This window comes from Mycoplasma sp. 10961 (assembly GCF_055523525.1).
This window is the reverse complement of the sequence record NZ_JBVFVD010000001.1, coordinates 432894-455688: the sequence shown is the minus strand read 5'-3', so window position 1 is coordinate 455688 and position 22795 is coordinate 432894. Positions and strand designations below refer to the sequence as shown.

The following is a 22795-nucleotide window of genomic DNA, read 5'->3' as shown; positions in this document are numbered from 1 at the left end:
AATATTTTAAAATATTTGTTAAAGTTAGGAAAAAATATGAATCAACAACAATTTCTTATCATAATAATAACATTAATTACACTCTTTTCAATTGGGATTATAATTTATTTTAGTTTATTTGTTTTACATAAATATATTCATAATATAAAAAGTAAGAAAAAAGGTTTTTTATTTGAAGATTCAATTAATAATAAAATTAAAAAAATACTTAAAAATACCAATTTTAATTTTATCCCGGGTGGAGCTTATAAGTTTGATAAAGTATTATATGAAGTTGATTCGATCTTTTTTAATGAATCAATGTTAGTATGCTCTGAATACAAATACTTTCAAGGTGTTTTATCTGGTGATGCAAATGCTCCTGAACTTAATTTAAGTAAAGGAAAAAACAAAAAATTTAAAACCAAAAATCCAATAGTACAAAACGAAATACACATTAAGAATATTTTCAAAACTACAAATAAGCATATTTCATATGCATCATTAATTGTTTTTCCCGATGAATTAAAACTAGAAATAAGTAATATTCCACAACATGTAATTATTGCTAATATGAGTAATCTCGAAGCAAAACTTTTAGAACTAAGTCACGAAGCAACTAAATTACCTCAAAGTATTAATATCAAAGAATTTAATAATACACTGAAAGCATTTGAAATTTCAACTTTAGCTGAAAAACTATATTTTAGAAATAAAGTTATGAAACAAAGGAGAAAATATGAATCAAAATCTTAATATCGCCCAAAAAAGTATTCAAACAACAGCAAGCGAACTATCATTAACGACTAACCAAGTAAACTTAGTATTAGAGATGCTTTCTAATGGTGATACTGTACCATTTATTGCCAGGTATCGCCAAAATGTCACAAAAGGACTAAACGAAGAACAAATTTATCAAATTGACAAATTGTATAAATATCACGAAGCATTAAACAAACGTAAAGAGGCAATTATCAATATCTTAGATGAAAAAAAACTCTTAACTGATGAATTATTAGCAAAAATAAATCAAATTACATCTAAAAGTGATTTAGAATCATTATATGAACCTTTTAAAGTAGGTAAAAAAACCAAGGCCACTGAAGCAATAAATTTAGGATTAGAACCTTTAGCATTAAGTATTTTTAAAAATAAAAATCCAATATTTAATATTACTCAAGAAGCCTCTAAATATTTATCTGATAAAATACCAAATATTGAGTTTGCATTAGAACACGCTAATTATATTATTGCCCAATGAATTTCACAAGACACTCAAATAAAAATTGAAATTAAAAAGCGCATTTATACTTATGGAATACTTAAAACCAATGCTAAAAAAAATAAAAATGATAAAAAAGAAAAATTCAAACTTTATTATGATTTTAAAATGCCCCTTAAATATTTAAAAAATCATAATGTTTTAGCTATTAATAGAGCTGTTAATTTAAATATTGTTTCATTATCGTTTGAATATAATTTTGACAATTTTGTTTCATATATTTTGTATATGGTGGATCGCAAAAAAATCAATCATAAGAATTTAAAACCAGCAATTATTGATTCTTTAAACCGTTTGATACTTCCATCAGTTGAGCGCGAAATTTTCAATGAATTATTTTCCAAAGCCGAAGCATCTGCAATCGAAATTTTTTCTAATTCAGTTGAAAAATTATTAAATACTCCTGCAATTGATAATGTTAATGTTTTATCAATTGACCCAGGCTTTAAAAATGGTTGCAAGGTTGCCGTATTAAATAAAAATGGAGATGTTTTAGAAGTTAATAAAATTTTTCCAAACGAACCTTATAAAGATATAGAAAAAGCACAGCAAATTATCCTTAAAGCAGTTCAAAAGCACCAAATTGACATAATTGTAATTGGTAATGGAACTGCATCAAGGGAAACTGAAAAGTTTATTTCTGATTTAATTGCCAAATATAAGTTAACTAACCTTAAATATACAATTGTCTCTGAAGTTGGGGCTAGTGTTTATTCTGCTTCAAAAATAGCTATTGAAGAATTCCCTAATTTATCTGTTGAAGAACGTAGTGCAATTAATATTGGGAGAAAATTTTTATATCCATTAAACGAATATGTGAAAATTGATCCTAAATCAATTGGGGTTGGCCAATACCAACATGATGTAAATCAAAAAGAATTAGACAATTATCTAACTTTTAAAGTGCAAAAAGTAGTTAATAAAGTTGGAGTTGATATTAACCTGGCAACCAAAGAAATTTTAACTTACATTTCAGGACTTTCAAATAAACATGCTCAAAATATCGTGCAACATAGGCGTGAAAATGGTGATTTTACAAACCGCAGCGATTTATTAAATGTTAAAGGTATTGGTGAAAAAACCTACGAGCAAGCCGTTGGTTTTCTAAGAATTTTTAATTCAAATAATTTTTTAGACAAAACCATAATCCATCCCGATTTATACCCCCTTGCCTTTAAAATAATCAAACAATATAACTTAGAGCCTAAAGATACTGGGCTAAACCTTGAGCATTTAGATATGGAAATGATTGCTAAAGAGTTTAATGCTGATTACTATGATGTTAAATTAATTTTAGAAGCACTGTCAACAAGTGTTCAACCAATTAAACGCGATAAAACAGGCTTTATTTTAAAAAGTTCGATTATTAATTTTGAGGATTTATCAGAAAACCAAGAAATAACTGGCTTTATTGAAAACATTACTGATTTTGGAATTTTTGCTTACATCGGATTAAAAGAAAGTTTATTTATTCCAACTAAAGAGTTAAACCTTACAAATAATTTAAGTCAATATGAAACTTTTGCCCCTGGCCAACTAATCAATGCTATTATTACTGTTTTAGATAAAGACAAAAAACGTATTAGTGGAAAGTTAATAAGTTATTAACCTTCTTAATTAAATATTTGGTAAAATTTAATTAATTATGAATAATACTAAATACGATGCAATAATAGTTGGTGGTGGCCATGCCGGAGTGGAAGCAACCTTTGCTTTAGCAAACAAAGGACATAAAGTTGCTTTAATATCATTTGATTTAAATAAGTTAGCAATGATGCCATGTAATCCATCAATTGGAGGACCTGCCAAGGGAATAATAACGCGGGAAATTGATGCATTAGGAGGGATGCAAGGATATTTTTCGGATCTATCCATGATTCAAATTAAAATGCTTAATGAATCAAAAGGTCCAGCAGTTCGTGCATTAAGGGCACAAATTGATAAAGAAAAATATTCTTACATTATCAAACAAGCCCTTTTAGCTCATCCAAATATAACTTTAATCCAAGCAACAGTTGAAGAAATTTTAGTAAACAAAGATAAAGAATTTTATGGTGTAAAATTATGAAGTGGGATGATGTTAGAAGCAAAAACAGCTGTTATTACTACTGGAACATATATGAACTCACGTATTTTAAGGGGACAAGATATCACAATTAGTGGTCCGGATAATCAAAAAACTACCCCTAAATTAAGCCAATCGTTGTTAAACCATGGTTTAGAACTACAACGTCTCAAAACAGGAACACCCCCTCGAGTTTATGCATCTTCAATTGATTTTAGTCAAGTTGAAAAAGAAAACTTAGATGATACATATTTAACTTTTTCAAACCGTTCTGGAGTTAAATTAAATGAGCAAATTTCATGTTATTTAACTTATACTAATGAAACAACTCACCAAATTATCGAACAAAATATTAATAAATCTTCAATGTATTCAGGTTTAATCGAAGGGATAGGACCAAGGTATTGTCCAAGTGTTGAAGATAAAGTAATGCGTTTTAGAGATAAAAATAGGCATCAAATCTTTTTTGAACCTGAAACAGCTGATGGAAGCATTATTTATGTAAATGGATTGTCAACTTCAATGCCAATTGAAGTTCAAGAAAAGATGCTTAAAACAATTCCTGGTTTACAAAATGCAAAAGTTCAAAAATGAGGTTACGCAATTGAATATGATGCCCTTAACCCTTTGCAAATTTCAAATACTTTAGAATCAAAAATAATTAAAAACTTATTTACTGCAGGTCAAATCAACGGAACTAGCGGTTATGAGGAAGCTGCTGCTCAAGGTTTAATTGCAGGTATTAATGCAGGTCAAAAAATTGAACAAAAGGAACCACTTGTTTTAAATCGTTCAGATGCTTATATTGGTGTTTTAATAGATGATTTAGTAACTAAAGGAACTAAAGAACCATACAGAATGCTTACTTCAAGGGCTGAATATCGTTTATTATTAAGAAATGATAATCCTGATATTCGCTTAGCAAAATATGGATATCAAGTTGGGCTTTTAACTAAAGAGCATTACCAAAATGTTTTAAATAAATATCAATTAATTGATCAAAAAATTCAAGAATTAAATACTAAATTTGTTTCATCTAAAAGTGAATTAGCCAAAAAATATCAAATTGAAAACGGAGTTTCACTTCTTAAGGTAATTTCACGTCCTGAAGTAGATGCTAAAGATATTTTAGGCGATTTTGAATATAAAAATGAATTAGTAACTATTGTACGCCTTGATGGTTATATTAAAAAACAAGAATCTTTAGCACAAAAAATGGCTAAATTAGACAATTTTAAAATACCATCTGATTTAGATTATAATTTAGTTACAAATTTAGCCACAGAAGCTAAGCAAAAACTCATGCTTATAAAACCTACAACAATTGGACAAGCATCAAGAATTTCAGGAATTAACCCTTCTGATATTCAAATGTTAATGTTTTATATTTCAACAAAGAAAAAATAATGAAATTAAATATTATAGCAGTAGGATCATTATCTAAAGAATACCAAGTTATTTTTAATGGTTACTTAAAAAAAGTCAATTACTTTGCTAAAGTAAATGTAATTGAAATTAAAGAACAAAAAATCGATAATATAGAATTAAAAAAAAGCAAGGAAACACAGTTAATTTTTGAAAAAATTCCTAAAAATTCCATGGTAATCTATTTATCATTACATGGTAAAAAAATGGATTCATTCTCCTTTTCAAGTTATATTACTGCCCTTGATAATATTACTTTTGTAATTGGTGGATCAAACGGTGTAATTGAAGATAAATTTACAACTAAAATAAACTTCTCAGATTTAACGTTTCCACACCAATTATTTAGGATAATGTTAATTGAACAAATTTACCGAGCGTATACAATTAAACATAATATTACTTATCATAAATAAAAATAGAGTAAATTAAATTTACTCTATTTTTTCAATATTCAAAAATTAGTATTATCAGAAAATTCAAGTACTTTTTGCGATTCTTTAAAATATTTATCCCGCTCGAGTATTTCTAAAATTTCAAAATTAGTATGGTTTTTAATTAGATTTCTTAATTCATTAGTTGAATATAAATGCATAAAGTCTCAAAATCCTTCTTCATTTTGAAATACATAATCGCCATATTCTTTAAATTGAAATTCAGTACAATTCATAAAGTTAGTTTGATATCTTTGATGATATTCTAATTCATTTCGGGTATGTGCTGTGAATATGTAAATGCCCCCAGGTTTTAACACTCTGTATATTTCTTTTAGTGCATTAATTCTGCTTTTGAAATTAACAATTCCAGGCCAACCATTAAATGAAAAAAAGACAAAATCAAACAAGTTATCACTAAAAGATAAATTAGTTGCATCTTGGTGATAAAACATAATATCAAACTTTAAGATTTGATTAATTTCATTACATTTATTAATCATTTCTTTGGATATATCTACACCTTTTATGTTTTTTCAACCAAGCTTATATAATCAAAAAGTAGTTCTTCCGGTCCCGCATCCTAAATCTAATATTTTAGAATTTTTAGCAACATATTTATTAATTAAAAATTCTTCAGATTTCCATAATCCTACGTCTAAAATACTCATAGCATATTTATCAACTGTTTCTTGATTACTAAAGGCTCTTTTAGAATTATGCAATTTACTCCTGGATTAACTGATACGTAAAAGATTTAGTAATCCCTTCAGTTGCAAATTCAAAGGAATCTAAATTAGTAAACCCAGATGAAATAAATGGTAATAACGAATATTCTATATTAAATTTAATTATGAATTTGCCTTCATTTAATGATAATGTTACGTTAGATATATTAAGGTAATCATTATTAAATTTAGTTAAAAAGGGGTAAATTGAATAATTTCCTTGAAAGGCAAAGGTATCAGTTATTTTTAGTAAGTTATTTATATTTGATACTTGATAAATATCATTATTCATATCAAAAACTAAAGAATTAAATAAAGCGTTTTTTAAAGTCTGCTGTTCAAAAGTACTAAACTCGCTTGTTATATCAGTTTGACCATTAATTTCCTGATTAGCATATTTAGCAAAAATATCCTCATTTAGTTTTTTGGCTAGTTTTGTATATTTTTTTAGATTTATATTAAAATCTTCAGAATTAATTGCAAATTTATAATCATTAATGTTTTTATTAAATGATGCAAAATTATCAAAACTAATTGTTTTAGTTACGTCTGGGTATTTATTTTGTTCAACTGATTCAGAGCGATCGAAAATATCAATTTGCAATGTTAGACTACCTTCTATATCATTTGCATTAATGCCAGATATTTTAAAATTATATTTTTCTTGATCTTTTTGATTAATTTTTAAGAATAAATAAGGAAGTGAAGGGTTAAAAACAATATTAGGATCTTTAAAATATTCATTTTCTTTTTTATTTGCAAGTGATTCAAAAGCATAAGTACTTGCAAGAGAATTTTTTTTAAGGTTAGTTTGAACTTGATCATTTTTATTTCAAAGTAAAAAAGCACCAACTAAAGATGGAAAAAGATTTAAAAAATTATTATAACTTTTAGTTTCTTGTTTTGTAATAAAATCATATTTTGGATTACTATTTTTAGGTGAACTTAAAGTTTTAAATCCGCTTAAAGAGTATTTTAAAACTTTAAATTTATCAGTATTCTTTAAAGTAAATTTAAGATTTATATCTTTAATTGTTCCTTTTTCGTTATCTATATTTAATAATTCATAAGATTCTAAAATAATAGTATATTTTTGATATATATCACCTGGGACTTGTAATAAACTTATTATTGAATTAGAATTATCTTTTATAAATGTTTTATAAGATAATGCATCGTAATCTTGATATTTTTTGATATTTAAATTAATATTCAAATTTAAAGTATTTAAATCACTAAAATCTGGTTCTTTTAAAGTATCTAATCCGGAATCTTTTTCTGGATCTGAATTGTTATTTTCATCACCAGGTTTACTAGGCTTATCGTTATTTTCTATAACGTTATTATTTTTATTAATATTTTCATTATTTTTGTCAGTATGGTTTATATTTGAAGGTGATGTGCCTAGAATTGTATCAGTTTCATTTGCAGGATTTTGAGAATTATTATTTGCTACATTATTATGTTTCGAACTTGGATCCTCTTGTCTTTTAGGTGCTTGTTTGTCTTCAAATGGCTTATCTATGTTTTTTTTAATATCATCAGTTTTAACAACTGAATTAATAGTTTTTTCTTTTTCTGGATCTTCCTTTTTGCCTATTATTGCAGGGGGAATATCTGGTTTTTTAGGTTTATTTTTATTGACATTATTACAAGAAGCAACTATTACAAGTGGCATAATTGTAAGTAGGGATTTTACTAATTTGGAATATTTAAATTTCATAAATTAATTATAAACCTTTTCAAAATTTTCTAATAATTTTTTTATATCAAAAACAATGAATAAAAAACAAATAATTTTATTTACTAAATTTAACAAATATAGTAAAATTATATTACTTTTGTAATATTTTAATTTATTATGCAAAAGTTTATTTTATTTTTATAACATTTTTTATAAGCAAAAACATAAAATTAAGGAAGGTCTTGTATGAATCAAAAACCAAAATATACAATTCGTAAATTTGGTCCAATTACGCAACGCCGTGATTATTCAGTGACTAAAAAATCATTAAAATTAGAAAATCTTTTAATGAGTCGGAAAGATAGTTTTGATAACTTCATGAAAAAACGTATTAATGAAGTTTTACTCGAAATTTATCCAATCATTACCGGTCAAGTAAAGCTTGACTATATTAAAAACTCTGTTGAAATTGAATATCCGTTTAAAAAGATAACAAGCGAAACAGAAGAAATTAATAAATGTAAAGCTAAAGGAATTAACTACAGTTCAAAGGTTTACATTTATCTTCAAAAAGAAAATATTAATACTGGTGAAATCCAAAAAGATAAAATTCTTTTAGGAGAAATACCATACATGACCTCTGGTGGTAGTTTTATTATCAATGGTTCTGAAAAAGTTATTGTGAGCCAGTTAGTAAGATCCCCTGGAGCTTACTTTGGGGTTGGCGTGCGGAACAAACAATCAGACGATCTTTTTAACAAACTTGAAATTTTACCAAAAATAGGTTCGTGATTTGAAGTATCGCATAAAATAACCTCATCAACTCTTGATCCTGTTAAGGTAAAATTAGATCGTAACAAAAACATTCAGCTAGGTACTTTTTTAGCTTACTTTGGATTTACCCAAAAACAACTTCAAAAACTTTTTGGTCCAAATGATTTACTTGATGAAACAATTAAAAAAGATAAAATCTTAGAAAGATATGTTGACGATAAAGATGAATTAGTTGCAGCGGCACAAGAAGATATTTTTAGAACAATACGAAAAGGTGATCGTGATACACAAGATGCTAAAAAATCATTATTACCTGGTATTTTATTTGACAAACGTAGATATAACTTATCTGATGTTGGTCGTTATATGCTTAATAATAAACTTTCATTAATAGACCGTATTACTAACACATATTTAGCTCAAGACATTAAAAACAAAAGTGGTGAAATTTTATTCGAAAAAGGAACTTTTATTACTTTTGAAAAAGCTAAAGAAATTCAAGAAAATTTTAATCAAAGATTTATTAGAACTGAAAAACTTGATCTGGACCCAGAACATGTATACTATAAGTTATATCGAGCTGAATTAAATGAGAAAAATCCAAATACTGTTTTTAATAATCCTATCTTAAGAAAAAGAATTAAAGTTATTAAGGTTAAAGTTTACCCAAGTAAAAAATGAATGAATGATCCAGAAAAAGAACCTGTTACCGTTATTGGTAATGACCCTTCAGCAATTGAACACCACTTATTAATCTCAGATATTGTAGCAGCTGTTAGTTACTACTTTAACTTAACAGATGGCCTTGGGCAAGATGATGAACCTGATTCATTAATTAACAAGCGTGTTGTTTCAGTTGGTGAATTGATTGAAACCCAATTACAAATTGCATTAAGTAAACTTGAAAAAACAACACGTGAATCAATTGGTGCAAAAGATGTTGAGAAGGTAACTGTTAAAAATGTTACTAACAACAAATTAATTACAAATCAATTTAAATCTTTTTTTAATACTTCTAAACTTTCACAATTTATGGATCAAATTAATCCTTTATCTGAAATATCTAATAAGCGTCGCGTAACTTCTTTAGGGCCTGGTGGTCTTAATCGGGATACTGCTCAATTTGAGGTTCGGGATGTACATTCAACTCACTACGGGAGAATTTGTCCAATTGAAACACCTGAAGGTCTAAACATTGGGTTAATTTTAAATTTTGCTACCTATTCACAAATTGATGAAAAAGGATTTTTAAAAACTCCTTATTTCAAAGTTAATAATGGTGTAGTTGATTATAATGATGTACATTATTTAAACCCTCGCCAAGAATTAGGTTATTCAATTGCACAATCATCGGTAAATGTTGATGAAAATAACCGTATTATTGATGATAATTTAACCATTCGTAAAAACTATACTTATGTAAATGGTAATGGAGGGGACGTAGACTTTGTCGAAGTTTCATCAAGACAAATTTTATCAGTAGCTGCTGCCGGAATTCCTTTCTTAGAAAATGACGATGCAAACCGTGCCTTGATGGGATCAAACATGCAACGTCAAGCTGTTCCGTTATTACAAGCAGAAGCTCCATTAGTTGCTACTGGTATAGAAGCTGATATAGCTAAATATTCATCATATAACTTGCTAGCTAAAAATGCTGGTACTGTTACCTATGTTGATGGATCACATATTCACATTCAAAGAAATGAAACAGGTATTACAGACAAATATTCTCTTCGTAATTTCGAAAGATCTAACCAAGGAACTATAATTCAACAAATCCCATTAGTTCGAGTAGGAGATGTTGTTGAAACAGGTGACATTTTAACTGATGGTTCATCATTTAAAGATGGTGAAATGGCTTTAGGTAAAAACGTTTTGGTTGGTTTCACAACTTGAAATGGATATAACTTCGAAGATGCTGTAATCTTAAATGAAAAAATAGTTCGTGATGATGTCTTTACTTCAATTCATATCGAAGAACAAACAATTCAATTCCGTTCATCTAGATCTGGAGATGATATATTAACAAAAGACGTGCCAAACGTTTCAAAACATGCACTACGTCATTTAGATGAAACTGGTATTGTTAAAGTTGGTTCAGAAGTATATCCAGGAGACGTATTAGTTGGTAGAGTTTCCCCTAAAGCAGAAGAAAACCCTTCTCAAGAAGATAAATTACTATACCAAATTTTATCTTTAAAAGCACCAACAGATAAAGATACTTCATTAAAAGTTAAAAACGGACATAACGGAACTATTACACACGTTGAAGTTTTATCACGTGATAAAGGTGATATTTTAGAAGAAGGAATTGAAAAAATTGTTAAAGTATCAATTGCACAAAAACGTAAAATAAAAGTCGGAGATAAAGTTGCCGGTCGTCATGGTAACAAAGGTGTTGTGTCAATTGTATTACCTGAAGAAGACATGCCTCACTTAGAAGATGGAACACCACTTGATGTAATGTTAAATCCTCAAGGGGTACCTTCACGTATGAACATTGGTCAAATTTTAGAGTTACACCTTGGTATGGCAGCTCGTAAATTAAATGTTAAATTCGTGTCTCCGTCATTTGATGGAGTAAAAAAACCAGATATTGAAGCAGCTTTAGAAGAAGCTGGTCTTGATAAAACTGGTAAACAAATTATTATTGACCCAATTACAGGTCGAAAATTTGATAAACCAATTTCAGTTGGTGTTATGTATATGTTAAAACTTAACCATATGGTTGATGATAAAATGCACGTACGTTCAGTTGGTCCATACTCATTAATTACCCAACAACCACTAGGAGGTAAGTCTCAAAATGGTGGTCAAAGGTTTGGTGAAATGGAGACTTGGGCCTTAGAATCATATGGTGCTACAAATATCCTGCAAGAAATTTTAACTTATAAATCTGATGATATTTTAGGTCGTAATAACTTATATAGTGCTTTAGTATCAGGAAAAGAAGTCCCAACACCAGGTGTTCCAGAATCATTCAACGTGCTTAGTTATGAATTAAAAGGTCTTGGTATGAAATTAGAACAAAGTTTTGAGAGTCCACAAGACGAAGATCAAATAATCCAATATGAAACAGGAGGGGAAAGTGAATAACGCAACTGTTAAACAAAATCAAAAAGATAAAATTCGTAAAATCACACTTTCTTTAGCAACTAAAGAAGATGTTTTAAAATGGTCGCACGGAGAAGTTACAAAAGCTGAAACAATTAATTATAAAACCTATAAAACTGAACGCGACGGTTTGTTTGATGAGTTAATTTTTGGTCCTACAATAGATTTTAAATGTCCAATTTGTGGTACCAAATACAAAAAAAGTGATGTTAACTCAACATGTTCTAAAACTCCTCAATGTAAAAGATATAATCCAGAAATATTACCTAAAATTTCGCGTCGTAGCAGAATGGGTCATATTCACTTACATACTCCAGTTGTCCACTTTTGATTCTTTAAAATTGATCACTCAGTTATTTCCAATTTGCTTGGCCTAAGAGTTGAAGATGAAAAACAAGTGGTTTCAAAATCAGATTTAGAAAAATTAATTTACTATAAATCACATATTGTGTTAGAGAGTGGATCATTAAAATCACTCAAGAAAAATACAATTATTGATATTAACAAAGCAGCTACAATTTATGAAGCTGCTTTAGAAGAATTAAAAGAATTAAACAAAGATGACGAAGAAGCCTCAGAAATTATTATTGAAGCTTTATATGAACTACGCGATTATGCTCAATCTCAAGATGGTAAAGATTATGGTATTGATTTTTACCAATATAACGATATTATTAAAGAATATTCAGATGCTTTAATTGGTACAGGTTCGCAAGCTATTGAGTATTTATTAACAAACTTTGATAGCCATAAAGAACAACAATTAGTTCAAGAACAAATAGATAAAATTAATTCAGAAATCAATAAGCAAAAAGATGTTTCTGTTTCAAAAATTCAACAACGTCAAAAATTATATAAACGTTTAACAATTATTTCATCATTCATTCGTTCTGGCCAAAAACCAACAGATATGTTAATCTATGAATTGCCAGTTATTCCTGCTGATTTAAGGCCACTGGTACAACTTGATGGAGGAAGACATTCAACTAGTGATATTAATGAATTATACCGCCGGATCATTATTAGAAACTCACGTGTTGAAAAATGGCATGATACTGATGCTCCTATGTTAATTAGACAAAATGAATACCGTATGGTCCAAGAAGCTGTTGATGCTTTAATTGACAATGCTCGTAAAAAACCAACTCCAGTTTCTTCAAGGGATAATCATCCTTTAAAATCAATTTCAGACAGTTTAACAGGTAAAAAAGGTCGTTTCCGTCAAAATTTATTAGGTAAACGTGTTGATTATTCGGCTCGTAGTGTAATTGTTGCTGGGCCATCGCTAAAAATGTACCAAGTAGGAATCCCTAGAGATATTGCTGCTAAATTATTTGAACCATGAATTATTAAAGATTTAATTGCAAAGGAAGAAAGTGTTACAAGCATTAAAACTGCTAAAAAACTAATTGAAAATTTAGATCCAAAAATTTGACCGTATGTTGATGAAGCAATTAAAGGTCGCCCGGTGTTGTTAAACCGTGCTCCTACCTTACACCGTTTATCGATTCAAGCCTTTGAACCGGTTTTAATTCGTTCTAAAGCAATTAAATTGCACCCATTAGTAACAACGGCTTTTAATGCCGACTTTGATGGGGACCAAATGGCAGTTCACGTGCCAATTTCTGAAAAAGCGGTTCGTGAAGCACAAGAACTAATGTTAGCCTCAAAAAATATTTTAGGTCCAAAAGATGGTGAACCCATCATTAATCCTTCACAAGATATTATTTTAGGAATTTACTATTTAACCATTGAAAAAACAGGTGATCAAGCAAAGGGTGAAGGAAATTACTATCAAAACTTTGAAGAAATGATGCGCGCTTATGAACGTAATGATATTAGTTTACATACAAGAGTTGTATTACCAATTAGTAGTTTAAATAAACCTAAATTATTAAAGCAAACAACTAAACCATACATCTTTTCTACAGTAGGTAAATTCATTTACAACAACGTATTGCCAAAAGAATTTGAGTTTATTTTTGGTAAATACGTAGAAAAAAGTTATGTTAAAGCCTCTAATGGCGAAACTAAGGTTTCAACTAAAGAAGTAATTCATACTTCACTTGACGCATTAGATCGTTATACTTTGGAATATGGACAAAACTTTAGACAAGTAATTGCAAATGTGGACCTAAACTTAGCTTTATCTAAAAAAGATACCGCTAAAATTATTCATCAAATTTACAAAGAATATGTTTCTGTTATTACAATTGAAGATTTAGCAAGTGTAATTAACAATATTAATAAAACTAATTATAAAGACCAACTGGAAGCTCTTAATGCTTTAGTTGATTATAAAGGTGAATTATTACCTGATACACATGCTAAATTATTAAATAATTTTATTATTGAAGAATTTGACAAATACACTTTTTCACATTCTCCTAATGAATCATTAGAACAATTAGATTGAACTTTAGAACAATATTCAAAAGCCTTAGAAACTGTTTGGTTTAAATATTCCAACTACGTTGCTGAAATTTTAGATAATATTAAAGAATTAGGATTCCATTATTCAACTATTTCAGGAATTACTATTTCAATGAATGATGTTAAAACTTCTGAATTAACTAAAGATTATATAAAAGAAGGTGATGGATATATCGCTGAATTAAAAACATATTTTGAAAATGGTTATTTAACAGATGATGAACGTTATAAATTAACAATTGAAAAATGATCAAAAGTCAAAGATAAAGTCGAAAAATCCCTTAAGGAAATAACTAATTTAGAAGTAGATAATCCATTATTTATGATGATGTCTTCTGGGGCTCGTGGAAATACTTCTAACTTAATTCAGCTGGCCGGTATGCGTGGACTGATGTCAAACAACACCAAAACATTAAAAGCTGATGCTGAAAATGAACGTGTCGTACGTTCTACCATCGAAATCCCTGTTAAGTCATCTTTCTTAAATGGTCTTAGTGCCTACGAATTTTATTCATCAACCCATGGTGCACGTAAAGGACTTACCGATACAGCACTTAACACTGCTAAATCTGGGTATTTAACACGTAGATTAATTGACGTGGCACAAAGTATTGTAGTACGTGAAGAAGACTGTGGTTCAGATTTTGGGTTTGTCGTTAAAAATATTAAAGATACTAAAACAAATGTTGTCATTGAATCCCTATACGAAAGAATTGAAGGAAGATATACAAATAAAGCCATTTACGATAATGATGGTAACTTAGTAATTGCCGCGAACAAATTAATTACACCTCAAATTGCAAATTACTTAGCTAATGAATTAAAGTTAGAAACTGTTGATATTCGTTCAGTTTTATCATGTCACACCAAAAACGGGGTATGTAAGGTTTGTTATGGAAAAGATTTAGCAACCAACCGTGTTGTAAATATTGGTGAAGCCGTTGGTATTGTAGCTGCTCAATCAATTGGTGAACCTGGAACTCAGCTAACCATGCGTACTTTCCATACTGGAGGGGTTGCCGGAGTTGAAGATATTACTGGTGGGTTTGGTCGTTTAATTGAGTTGATCGATGCTTATGATAATCCATGAGGTAAAACAGCCGCAATTTCTAAATGAAATGGTACTATTACAAAAATAGAACAAATCTTAAGTAAGGATGCCAAAAAATTTGCTGACTTAACACAAGTTACAATTGCAACAACAGACGATCAAGGCAATTTACTTAATGAATTTGTAACTGGATCAACTACTCAAAGATTAAGAGTAAAAGAAGGAGATAAGGTTGTTCCTGGTCAAAAAATCTTTGATGGTCCAATTGTTTTAAACCAATTATTAAATACCACCGATGTAAGAACTGTACAAAATTACTTACTTAAAGAAATTCAACGACTATACCGTCTCCAAGGTATTACAATTGCCGATAAATATATTGAAATTATTATTTCACAAATGTTGTCAAAAATTTTAATTATTGATCCAGGTGATTCAAGATTATTTAGTGGATCATTAGTTGATACTTATGTTTACCAAACTGAAAATGCTAAATTATTAGCTAAAGGATTACGTCCTGCATATGGTAAACCAAAAATTTCTGGAGCTAAACAAATTCCGCTTCAATCTACGTCGTTCCTAGCTGCTGCTTCTTTCCAAGAAACAGCAAAGATCTTAGTTAATTCATCAATTGGTAAACGAATCGATATGCTTGAAGGATTAAAAGAAAACATTATTTTAGGTCAAAAAATTCCTGCTGGAACTAACTCTAATTATGAATTAAAAGGTAAATATGACATTCGTAGTTTTGCTTCATATTTCCCTGATAAACATAAAGAACCAGAGCCAACATTTACTGAAGAATTAAGAGCTGAAATAGAACAATTTTCACTTGATCAAATCATTGAGGATGTTGAAAATGAACCAATGCAAGAAACTTATGATTTTGATTTAGATTACAATGAAACTTATGATGAATTCGAAAATAACTAAAAGTTTAATAAACCAAGATGATCTTGGTTTTCTTTTTATATTTTAAGTATAAAAAGAAAACCAAATACTATGATTTATTCAAAGCATTTGGTTTATTAAGGTATTTTAAAATTGATTGGGGAACAAAATTTATATTTTCTAAGTCTTGTTCATTAACCCATTTAAAATATAGTCTTTTAGTTGGAGTTTCACAAATTTCAAATTCATCATTTAACATATGCTTGGGCATGTTTAAATTTACCTCAAAATAAAAACAAATTTCATGCACGTTTGCTTTAAAAAAGTCTGAATAATAAAAAGTTTCTTCGTGAAATAATTCCTTAATTGTATTGGGAATAAGTTTTAATTCTTCAAATATTTCGCGTTTAAGGGCATTGCTCGAAGTTTCGCCAAATTCAATTTTGCCCCCGGGTAAATAAAAATATGTACCATTTGGATTTTTTGATAATAAAATTTTATTATCATGTTTAACTAAATAACCAACTCGTAATTTAAATAAAAATTCATTATTTTTAAAAAATATATCCATAAATTACTCCTTTATTAAAATATAAAAAAGACCACCTGACACAATACTTCTTCATATGGCTGCTATATCTCTATCCTGACCAGGTTAGTAGGTTATTGTTCAAATGGCTTTATAATTATATTATATTTTTAAAATTTGTAAACAAAAACATCAAAATATTCATTAACAATTTTCGTTATAAATTCCGCATTTTTTATTTACGTTATAGGCATAATTTTATATAATTTTAAATAACTTTATAAGTTATTTTAAATTCACAAAATTAGAAATAGGAGACAGAATGAAAATAGCATTTTTTGATGCGAAAGATTATGACATAAAATATTTTGAAAAGTATAATGAAAGCAGACACCAAATTACATTTTTCAAAGAAAATTTAAACCTTAATACTGCTTCTTTGGCCAAAGGATATGATGCAGTTTGTGCCTTTGTTAATACATACGGAGATAAAGTAATTTTAGATGTTTTAGCAAAGTTGGGGGTAAGACATTGATTTCAAAGATCAATGGGATATAATAAGATTGATATTGCAACAGCTAACAAATTAGGAATTAATGTTTTTAGAATCTTTAATTACTCAGCTGAAAGCATTGGAGAATTTGCCTTTGCCGGTTTATCAGCACTAAATAGAAATTTAATTCAAGCAAATAAACGAGTTGAACAATACAACTTTTCTTTAAACGGATTAGATGGTAAATGTATTGCAAATTCAACAGTTGGAGTAATTGGTTCTGGAAAAATTGGGCAAACATTTATTAAAATTGCCAAAGCAACTGGTGCAAGGGTATTAGTATTTGATGCCTATGCACAAGAAAACTTCCCTGATTTAGCTGCAAAATTAGAAATTGAATTTGTTTCATTAAGTAAATTGCTAGAAGAGTCAGATTTCATTTCAATTCACTGTCCATTGCTACCATCAACAAAATATTTATTAGACCAAGCTGCAGTTGATAAAATGAAAGATGGTGTTATTGTAGTTAATACAGCCCGTGGCGAAATATTAGACTTAGAAGCAATTATTAAGGCTCTTAAATCTGGAAAAATCCGTGGCTTAGCAACTGATGTGTTAGAGCGCGAAGAAGGAAGATTTTACGAAGATGTTTCAGCTCGTATTGAAGATTTAAAGAGCTTAGATCCTCAATGAAAAGAATTAATTGAAATGCCAAATGTGTTAATTACCTCACACCAAGCATTTCTAACTGATTTAGCCCTTACCCAAATTGCTAAAGTAACGTTAGATCATGCAGATGCAGCGCAAAATAACAACTTTGAAAATGCCTTAATTATTTTAGAAAATGGAAAAATTAAAAATGGATAAACAAAAGCAAACCTTAAAAACTCAATCGGTCTTTAGTTATTTTAAATTAACCAAAGATAAACGTTTAAATGCAGAAAAACCAAAGGATCCAAAAACTTGATTAATTCATGGTATTTCTGAAATAATTGGTACAATTTTGCTTTCATTATTATTAGCAGGCCTTAGTACCTTTATTAAAGATAAAGATGGGCACCCCATTATTATAGAAGAATATTTGATTCACCCAGTCTTGGTTGGTTTCTTTGCGGGTTTTGTGGCAGTTGGATTAGTATTATTTATTTTTCTAAGATTTAGTTGTGATTTAAATCCGGCTGTTTCAATTACAAGATATTTAAATGGGACAAATGATGGTAAATATACTTTATTTAAAATCTTGATGCAAGTAATTGGGGCTTTTATTGCAGGTGCAATTATTTATGCAGTTGGAAAGGCAAACGTAGGCGATACTTATGTTGCTAATGCACCAATTAACTCACTAGTAGCTGCTAAAAAATCATTTTCACCTTTTGTGGTTAAAAATGGTGAAGGATCAATAATGGCCTCAGGCTCAACATGAATTTTCTTCTTTGAAATGATTGTGACAGTTGTATTATTAGTACCAATTTTTTCACCAAGAATTGATAATAAATACCGTGATACATTTATTATGGCAATTATTTCATTTAGCGTTTGAATGGGAATATTAACTGGGTCTGCTGCAATTAATCCAGCCAGAGGTTTAGCACAGCAATTACCGAATTTATTATTTGAAGATACCTATTCAAATGGCTTTGCTGCTTACACAAATAACCTTGGCATTTCTTGAACTTTAACAAACCCAAGTGCACAAGCATATAATGGTATTTTAACTGGAACTTTTGCAATGTTGCTTGGTACATTGTTAGCACCATTTTTATACTTATTTGTGCAAGGCTTTACCGAAAAATACTTTAACCCATTTGTTATTAAATTGATCAGTTTTAAAAACTATAAAGCACAAAATATGATAAAACCAAGTCTACAACAACATGAACAAAATAAAGACTAACTTAAAACTTAGCTCATAAAGCCGGACAGAAAAGTTAACATGTAAATGTTAGCTTTTTTGTTACCATTCGTTGGTACCAACGAAAAAATTTTTTGAAAGGAAAATTATGTCAAGACATTTAAAGAAAGAAGAATTTGCAAAAATATATGAAGAATATCAAAAGTCAGGTTTCCCAGGTGCTTTTCGGGCTATTTACCAAATATCACCAGGAACAAAAAACTTACAAAGAAATAGTGTAAAAGTTAGAATTAATAAAATAATTAAGTATTATAATTTAGGTATGGAAGACTTATTGCAGACAAAGAAAGGCGAAAACCGCAAAAAAGGAAGTGGCAGTCCTAAGAAGAAAAGAGAACCAAATTGAGATATTTTTGATCGTGATGATTTGTTACAAATAGCTAAAAGATATTATGAAATTACCAATGAATTACCCAAAAGTAAGAAAGTTATTGAATTAAAAAGTTTTAGCATAAGTTATGTGAAGCTTTCAGAAGTTTTTGGCATTTCTAGGCAAACAATTTCTAAAACTCATAAGATTAAAATTTCACAAAAACTCCCTAAACATAGTGATGTAATTGAAAAATCGTTCATAGAAACAAAGTCAAGATATGGAAGGCTAAAGCTAAGTGTTTACATATCTCAAAAATACAAAATAGATATAAACGAACGTTCTTTAGGGAGATATATGAACCTTTTAGGCCTAAAATGTAAGCTTAGACAAAAATCAAAACGAAAAGAAATTAAAAATGTATCTTCACAAATTGATAACTTCGTAAATCGTGATTATAACGATCAAAACAATCGAAATATTTATGCAACTGATGTTTCATATATAAAAGCACCAAAAGACGTGTTAGAATCACACGTTTATTTGTCTGCAATTTTGTCTCATAAAACTAAACAAATTGTTGGTTTTAAATTATCAAGAAGTAATAATCTAGAACTAGTTTTAGACAATTTAAATTCATTAAAACAATACAAACCCAAAAATTTTATCATTCACTCAGATCATGGCTTTCAATATACACATCATCAATATATTAAAGAAGTTCAAAATATTGGTGGCGTTGTTTCGTTATCAAGAGTGGGAAATTCACTTGATAATCGAGAAATTGAATATTGGTTTGGGATCATTAAAACCGAATTATTAAATGATTTAGATTATTCCAAAATAACATTCAATGAACTCAATGATATGATACAAGAATATGTAGTTTGGTATAATAACGATCGAATTCAATCAAACTTAAACTGAAAAACGCCAAAGCAATTTGCAATGGCATTATAAGTTACTAAAATGTTAAATTTTGCTGTCCATGTTTATCATGTAAACTGGGAAATTTTTTTCGGACGGTTTAACCTTCCCCAACCATACCATTTGGCTAAGCCAAACGGAATGCTTTGGGAAGGTTTTTTTATCTTATTCTTTTATAATTATATCAGTTTATAAATTCTTTGATTTTTTGTGATAATTCAATAAAAGTAAGTTTTTTACAGGTTTGATCAAAATTTGGGAAAATTTCACTTTTAAGAATTGAAAAGAAATACTCAATTTCACGATTGTCAAGACTATTACCAATTCTTGACATTGATATTTTACCTTTTAGTGATTTTATTTTTTTAGTATATTCGACCGACGAATAAGCAGTTCCATGGTCAGAATGTAAAATAAAATTATTTTTGAATTTTGTATTACTGATATTATTCAAAATTAGTTCAGTATCATTTCTAAGTGATAATTCATAGGTCACAAACTTAGTTTTATGATCAATAATTGCAGATAAATAAATATGATTTTGTTCAATATCTTTTGGTGCTGGTATGTAGGTCACGTCTGTTGCATATATATTATTGTTACGTGAATTATAATCTCTTTTTACTAAATCAGGTATTTTAATACTAGTATTTTTAGATTCCTTGGTTTTACGTTTTTGTCTAACAAATGTTTTCAAATTAAGCTTTTTCATATAATTTCCTAGGGTTCTAGGATTTATTTGAATATTATATTCTTGGAAAATATATTTAGCAAGTCTCCTTCGTCCATACCTTTCTTTATTTTCGACAAAACTTTGAAAAATTATTTCTTTGTGTTTAACCTTTAGTTCTTTAGTCTTGTTGTTATCTTTCAATTTCTCGTAATATGTAGATCTTGAAACACATATCATTTTAGATTTTTTAGTATGTGAAAGATTCTTGATTTTCTTTATCTTTGAGATATCTGCATCAATATTATTTTCATTAAAAATTCGATAGTAGTATTTTATAACTGCATCTTTTTCATCATCTTTAAGAGTATCAATTCATGTATAATCGAGAACTTTCTTTTTCTTTCTCCCAACACCTTTATCTTTCTTAGGTGATTTACCGCTTTGTGATTCTATGTTCATATTTAAATTATACAGTTTTCTTTTCTTTAACATATTTCTCATTGATTCTTTATTTCAGTATACTTTTCTGATATCAAAACAGAAATTATCAAATTCTGCCTTCGTTATTCCCAGGTTCAAATATTTATCGTATAAGTCAAAAATTTTGATTCATTCTTTAGTCTTTAAATGCCTCATAACTACCTCTCTTTCTTTATATTAAAAATATTCGGATTTTGTCCGAATATTTTTTCCCTGTCTAATGGCTAAGTTTTTTTTGTTTAAATTACTTATTAATCACCGGTAATAATTAAATTTCTTATAATTCTTATTTTAAAGCCGGACAGAAAAGTTAACATGTAAATGTTAGCTTTTTTGTTACCATTCGTTGGTACCAACGAAAAAATTTTTTGAAAGGAAAATTATGTCAAGACATTTAAAGAAAGAAGAATTTGCAAAAATATATGAAGAATATCAAAAGTCAGGTTTCCCAGGTGCTTTTCGGGCTATTTACCAAATATCACCAGGAACAAAAAACTTACAAAGAAATAGTGTAAAAGTTAGAATTAATAAAATAATTAAGTATTATAATTTAGGTATGGAAGACTTATTGCAGACAAAGAAAGGCGAAAACCGCAAAAAAGGAAGTGGCAGTCCTAAGAAGAAAAGAGAACCAAATTGAGATATTTTTGATCGTGATGATTTGTTACAAATAGCTAAAAGATATTATGAAATTACCAATGAATTACCCAAAAGTAAGAAAGTTATTGAATTAAAAAGTTTTAGCATAAGTTATGTGAAGCTTTCAGAAGTTTTTGGCATTTCTAGGCAAACAATTTCTAAAACTCATAAGATTAAAATTTCACAAAAACTCCCTAAACATAGTGATGTAATTGAAAAATCGTTCATAGAAACAAAGTCAAGATATGGAAGGCTAAAGCTAAGTGTTTACATATCTCAAAAATACAAAATAGATATAAACGAACGTTCTTTAGGGAGATATATGAACCTTTTAGGCCTAAAATGTAAGCTTAGACAAAAATCAAAACGAAAAGAAATTAAAAATGTATCTTCACAAATTGATAACTTCGTAAATCGTGATTATAACGATCAAAACAATCGAAATATTTATGCAACTGATGTTTCATATATAAAAGCACCAAAAGACGTGTTAGAATCACACGTTTATTTGTCTGCAATTTTGTCTCATAAAACTAAACAAATTGTTGGTTTTAAATTATCAAGAAGTAATAATCTAGAACTAGTTTTAGACAATTTAAATTCATTAAAACAATACAAACCCAAAAATTTTATCATTCACTCAGATCATGGCTTTCAATATACACATCATCAATATATTAAAGAAGTTCAAAATATTGGTGGCGTTGTTTCGTTATCAAGAGTGGGAAATTCACTTGATAATCGAGAAATTGAATATTGGTTTGGGATCATTAAAACCGAATTATTAAATGATTTAGATTATTCCAAAATAACATTCAATGAACTCAATGATATGATAGAAGAATATGTAGTTTGGTATAATAACGATCGAATTCAATCAAACTTAAACTGAAAAACGCCAAAGCAATTTGCAATGGCATTATAAGTTACTAAAATGTTAAATTTTGCTGTCCATGTTTATTTAATGAATAT

14 protein-coding genes and 1 other RNA gene are annotated in these 22795 nt (G+C 28.5%); 10 read left to right on the top strand and 5 right to left on the bottom strand.

Features of this window, described 5'->3' with window-relative positions; all coding sequences use genetic code 4:
* Nucleotides 1-36 precede the first annotated feature (36 nt).
* The 4 genes from AC0B4T_RS01975 to AC0B4T_RS01960 are packed head-to-tail and all read left to right on the top strand — an operon-like array spanning nucleotide 37 to nucleotide 5167.
* On the top strand, nucleotides 37-735 hold the full coding sequence (locus AC0B4T_RS01975) for an NERD domain-containing protein (RefSeq protein WP_465102907.1): 699 nt from the start codon (nucleotides 37-39) through the stop codon (nucleotides 733-735).
* Complete coding sequence (locus tag AC0B4T_RS01970; protein ID WP_465102906.1) at nucleotides 719-2869, top strand: helix-hairpin-helix domain-containing protein; 2151 nt, start codon at nucleotides 719-721, stop codon at nucleotides 2867-2869. The genes AC0B4T_RS01975 and AC0B4T_RS01970 overlap by 17 nt, the downstream gene beginning before the upstream one ends.
* 37 nt (nucleotides 2870-2906) lie before the next feature.
* Nucleotides 2907-4733: a tRNA uridine-5-carboxymethylaminomethyl(34) synthesis enzyme MnmG gene (mnmG, locus tag AC0B4T_RS01965; protein ID WP_465102905.1), complete on the top strand. Its 1827-nt coding sequence runs from the start codon at nucleotides 2907-2909 to the stop codon at nucleotides 4731-4733.
* Nucleotides 4733-5167, top strand: a complete 435-nt coding sequence (locus tag AC0B4T_RS01960) for a 23S rRNA (pseudouridine(1915)-N(3))-methyltransferase RlmH (RefSeq protein WP_465102904.1) — start codon at nucleotides 4733-4735, stop codon at nucleotides 5165-5167. Before mnmG ends, AC0B4T_RS01960 begins: the two co-directional genes overlap by 1 nt.
* A gap of 23 nt (nucleotides 5168-5190) precedes the next feature.
* Here the strand turns inward: AC0B4T_RS01960 and AC0B4T_RS01955 are convergent, their stop codons facing one another.
* Entirely contained in the window at nucleotides 5191-5910 is a 720-nt protein-coding gene (locus AC0B4T_RS01955) for a class I SAM-dependent methyltransferase (RefSeq protein ID WP_465102903.1), read from the bottom strand.
* A 1-nt stretch (nucleotide 5911) separates the two neighbouring features.
* Nucleotides 5912-7636 carry an LppA-related lipoprotein gene (locus tag AC0B4T_RS01950; protein WP_465102902.1) on the bottom strand — a complete coding sequence of 575 codons (1725 nt, stop codon included), beginning with the start codon at nucleotides 7634-7636 and terminating at the stop codon, nucleotides 5912-5914.
* 207 nt (nucleotides 7637-7843) lie between these two features.
* On the opposite strand from AC0B4T_RS01950, the gene rpoB reads away from it, so the two are divergent.
* Together rpoB and AC0B4T_RS01940 are read left to right on the top strand one after the other, a co-directional pair.
* Entirely contained in the window at nucleotides 7844-11467 is a 3624-nt protein-coding gene (gene rpoB, locus AC0B4T_RS01945; protein WP_465102901.1) for a DNA-directed RNA polymerase subunit beta, read from the top strand.
* The gene (locus AC0B4T_RS01940; RefSeq protein WP_465102900.1) at nucleotides 11460-15902 is read left to right on the top strand and encodes a DNA-directed RNA polymerase subunit beta'; all 4443 of its coding nucleotides are present in this window, start codon (nucleotides 11460-11462) and stop codon (nucleotides 15900-15902) included. The genes rpoB and AC0B4T_RS01940 overlap by 8 nt, the downstream gene beginning before the upstream one ends.
* 67 nt (nucleotides 15903-15969) lie before the next feature.
* Here AC0B4T_RS01940 and AC0B4T_RS01935 read toward each other — a convergent pair whose 3' ends face one another.
* The gene (locus AC0B4T_RS01935; RefSeq protein ID WP_465101559.1) at nucleotides 15970-16431 is read right to left on the bottom strand and encodes an NUDIX hydrolase; all 462 of its coding nucleotides are present in this window, start codon (nucleotides 16429-16431) and stop codon (nucleotides 15970-15972) included.
* Between the two features lie 20 nt (nucleotides 16432-16451).
* Nucleotides 16452-16545, bottom strand: an RNA gene (gene ffs, locus AC0B4T_RS01930) — signal recognition particle sRNA small type.
* A 166-nt stretch (nucleotides 16546-16711) separates the two neighbouring features.
* Here ffs and AC0B4T_RS01925 point away from each other — a divergent pair.
* The 3 genes from AC0B4T_RS01925 (at nucleotide 16712) to AC0B4T_RS01915 (ending at nucleotide 20064) form a co-directional block, all read left to right on the top strand.
* Nucleotides 16712-17749 (top strand): NAD(P)-dependent oxidoreductase, encoded by a 1038-nt coding sequence (locus tag AC0B4T_RS01925; protein WP_465102899.1) that lies wholly within the window; start codon nucleotides 16712-16714, stop codon nucleotides 17747-17749.
* Nucleotides 17742-18776, top strand: a complete 1035-nt coding sequence (locus AC0B4T_RS01920; protein WP_465102898.1) for an aquaporin — start codon at nucleotides 17742-17744, stop codon at nucleotides 18774-18776. Before AC0B4T_RS01925 ends, AC0B4T_RS01920 begins: the two co-directional genes overlap by 8 nt.
* 106 nt (nucleotides 18777-18882) lie before the next feature.
* Nucleotides 18883-20064 (top strand): IS3 family transposase, encoded by a 1182-nt coding sequence (locus tag AC0B4T_RS01915; protein ID WP_465102800.1) that lies wholly within the window; start codon nucleotides 18883-18885, stop codon nucleotides 20062-20064.
* 127 nt (nucleotides 20065-20191) lie between these two features.
* On the opposite strand, the gene AC0B4T_RS01910 is transcribed toward AC0B4T_RS01915, so the two are convergent.
* Nucleotides 20192-21340: an IS3 family transposase gene (locus AC0B4T_RS01910; protein ID WP_465102614.1), complete on the bottom strand. Its 1149-nt coding sequence runs from the start codon at nucleotides 21338-21340 to the stop codon at nucleotides 20192-20194.
* Between the two features lie 226 nt (nucleotides 21341-21566).
* Between AC0B4T_RS01910 and AC0B4T_RS01905 the strand changes: the two genes are divergently transcribed.
* Nucleotides 21567-22748 carry an IS3 family transposase gene (locus AC0B4T_RS01905; RefSeq protein ID WP_465102897.1) on the top strand — a complete coding sequence of 394 codons (1182 nt, stop codon included), beginning with the start codon at nucleotides 21567-21569 and terminating at the stop codon, nucleotides 22746-22748.
* The last annotated feature ends 47 nt before the right edge of the window (nucleotides 22749-22795 follow it).